3 protein-coding genes are annotated in these 3,035 nt (G+C 67.6%); 1 reads left to right on the forward strand and 2 read right to left on the reverse strand.

Annotation, left to right across the window (positions count from 1 at the left end; translation table 11 throughout):
• Nucleotides 1–1,185: methylmalonyl-CoA mutase family protein (locus B0F77_RS46270; protein WP_245849564.1), on the reverse strand; the 1,185-nt coding region annotated here is incomplete at its 3' end.
• 67 nt (nucleotides 1,186–1,252) lie between these two features.
• Nucleotides 1,253–2,620: a UDP-N-acetylglucosamine 1-carboxyvinyltransferase gene (gene murA, locus B0F77_RS46275; RefSeq protein ID WP_169731084.1), complete on the reverse strand. Its 1,368-nt coding sequence runs from the start codon at nucleotides 2,618–2,620 to the stop codon at nucleotides 1,253–1,255.
• A gap of 35 nt (nucleotides 2,621–2,655) precedes the next feature.
• On the opposite strand from murA, the gene B0F77_RS46280 reads away from it, so the two are divergent.
• The coding region (locus B0F77_RS46280) for an ATP:cob(I)alamin adenosyltransferase (RefSeq protein WP_086669359.1) at nucleotides 2,656–3,035 on the forward strand (380 nt) is incomplete at its 3' end.

Genomic DNA, 3,035 nt, shown 5'->3' on the forward strand with positions numbered 1-3,035 from the left:
CTCGACGCGCCGACGACGATCCGCCAGCGACGACACCAGCTGCGACTTCATGTAGCCGGACTCGACGGCCGCGACGGCACCGCCCATCGCCTGCACGCGGTCGATCTCCTCCCGCGCACCGGCCAGGATCTCGTTGACCTTGGCCTCGATCACCGGCGAGCCGTCGAAGATGTCGTCGTACTCCAGCAAGTCCGTCTCGTAGGCCAGGACCTGCTGCATGCGCAACGCCCACTGCTGGTCCCACGGACGCGGCAGACCCAACGCCTCGTTCCACGCCGGCAGCTGGATCGCGCGCGCACGGGCGTTGCGGGACAACGACACGGCGAGCATCTCAAGCACGATGCGCTGGACGTTGTTCTCGGGCTGCGCTTCGGTCAAACCGAGCGAGTTGACCTGCACGCCGTAACGGAACCGGCGGTGCTTCGGGTTCTCGACGCCGTAGCGTTCCCGCGTGATCTCGTCCCACAGCTGGGCGAACGCACGCATCTTGCACATTTCCTCGATGAACCGCACACCGGCGTTCACGAAGAAGGAGATGCGGGCGACGACCTCGCCGAACTTCTCGACCGGCACCTGACCGGAGTCGCGCACCGAGTCCAGAACGGCGATCGCCGTGCACATCGCGTACGCGACCTCCTGCGCCGGCGTCGCGCCGACCTCCTGGAGGTGGTAGCTGCAGATGTTGATCGGGTTCCACTTCGGCACGTTCGACACGGTCCACGCGACCATGTCGGTGATCAGCCGCAGCGACGGTCCCGGCGGGAACACGTAGGTGCCGCGGGACAGGTACTCCTTGATGATGTCGTTCTGCGTCGTGCCGGCGAGCGCCGACGGGTCCGCGCCCTGCTCCTCGGCCACGGTGACGTACATCGCGAGCAGCCACATGGCCGTCGCGTTGATCGTCATCGACGTGTTGGCCCCGGCGAGCGGGATCTGGTCGAAGAGCTGCCGCATGTCGCCGATGTGGCTGACGGGCACGCCGACCTTGCCGACCTCGCCCTTCGCGAGCTCGTCGTCCGGGTCGTAGCCGGTCTGCGTCGGCAGGTCGAACGCCACTGAGAGACCGGTCTGCCCCTTGGCGAGGTTCCGGCGGTAAAGCGCGTTGGAAGCGGCGGCCGACGAGTGGCCCGCGTACGTGCGCATCACCCAGGGGCGGTCCCGTTCACGGTCTGCCGGGTACGGCACAGCAACCTCCCACAACGTCGTTCTCCGGAGCGTACTGGCCGGTAACTGTTGCTGCGCGTGCGCTTGCTCACTGAATCGAGACCAGAAAGAGCATGATGAACGGGTGACGGGGATCTACCAGACCGTAGTGGTTTTTGCAGTACTCGGACTGCTGGCGCTGGTGTTGCGGTACTTCGTGGGCAACGACAGGCGGCCCGTGCCGGATCTGGAGGGCACGGACTTCGGGTTGCTGAGCGAGGTCGCGCTCGTGCCCACGGAGGAGGCCGCGAACGTCCTCGTGCAGAAGCTGAAGGCGAACGGAGTGCGTGCCACGCGTTCGCGGAACGCGCCTTACCGGCGCGCTGGACAGCTTCTCGACGCCGCGGATCACCGCGTGGTGACCGTCCGTGCGCGCGTCGGCCCCGAGCCTGATCATCTCGTCGATGAACCGGAACCGCGCCTCGAACAGGTTCTCGGTGATCATCGAAGTGCCCTCGGAGACCGCGGACAGCGCGATCGCGAACGGCTGGTTGTCCGTGGCGAAACCGGGGTACGGCAGCGTCACGAAGTCGACCGCCTTGGGGCGGCCGTCCATGACGACCCGGAAGCCCTCGTCCTCGCCCTCGTAGACGGTCACCTCGGCGCCCGCCATCCGCAGCTTCTCCAGCACCAGGTCGAGGTGGTGCGGGTTGACGCCGCGCACCCGCACGTCGCCGCGCGTCATCACGGCGGCGAAGCCCCACGTGGCGCCGACGATCCGGTCACCGATCACGCGGTGTTCGGTCGGCTTGAGCTCCGACACGCCGTGCACCGTCAAAGTCGAGGTGCCGGCACCCTCGATCCGCGCGCCCATCTGCGTCAGCATCAGGCAGAGGTCGACGATCTCGGGCTCGCGCGCGGCGTTGTCGATGACCGTGGTGCCGTTCGCCAGCACCGCCGCCATCAGGATGTTCTCGGTGGCGCCCATGCTCGGGAAGTCGAGCCAGATCTGCGCGCCGTGCAGCCCCTCGGCCTCGGCGACGATGCAGCCGTGCTCGATCCAGGTCTTCGCGCCGAGCTTCTCGAGTCCGCTCTGGTGCATGTCCAACGGCCGTGAACCGATCGCGTCACCGCCCGGCAACGCCACGACCGCGCGCTTGCACCGGCCCACCAGCGGCCCGAGCACGCAGATGGACGCCCGGAGCTTCCCCATCGCCTCGGAGTCGGCGTGGTAGCTGAGCTCCTGCGGGGTCGTGATCCTGGCCACGTCACCCTCGAGCTCGACCTCGCACCCGAGGCTGCGCAACGCGTCCGCCATCAGCGGTACATCGAGGATGTCCGGGCAGTTGGTGAGGGTTGTCGTGCCCTCGGCGAGCAGAGCTGCGGCCATCAGCTTGAGGACGCTGTTCTTGGCGCCGACGACATCAACCTCGCCGACCAGACGTGCGCCACCGTGTACCCGGAAATGCTCGCTCACGCGGCAATCCTACGTACGGCCTTAAAGTGCGAGCCATGGCGGTGCATCTCACGAAGATCTACACGCGGGTAGGCGACGACGGCACGACCGGCCTCGGCGACTTCTCCCGCGTCCCGAAGACCTCACCTCGCATCGAGGCGTACGCGGACGTCGACGAGACCAACGCGTCGCTGGGCGTGGCCCTGGCGCTGGGTCAGCTGGCTCCCGATGTCCACGAAGTCGTGCGCAAGGTGCAGAACGACCTCTTCGACGTCGGAGCGGACCTGTGCACGCCGATCGTGCCGGACCCGAAGTACCCGCCGCTGCGCATCACCCAGGCCTACGTGGACCGCCTGGAGGGGTACTGCGACACGTTCAACGAGCGGCTGGGCAAGCTCGACTCGTTCATCCTGAACGGCGGCACGCCCGGCGCGGC

Origin of the sequence: Lentzea kentuckyensis, assembly GCF_002150765.1 — a bacterium.
Classification (GTDB): domain Bacteria; phylum Actinomycetota; class Actinomycetes; order Mycobacteriales; family Pseudonocardiaceae; genus Lentzea; species Lentzea kentuckyensis.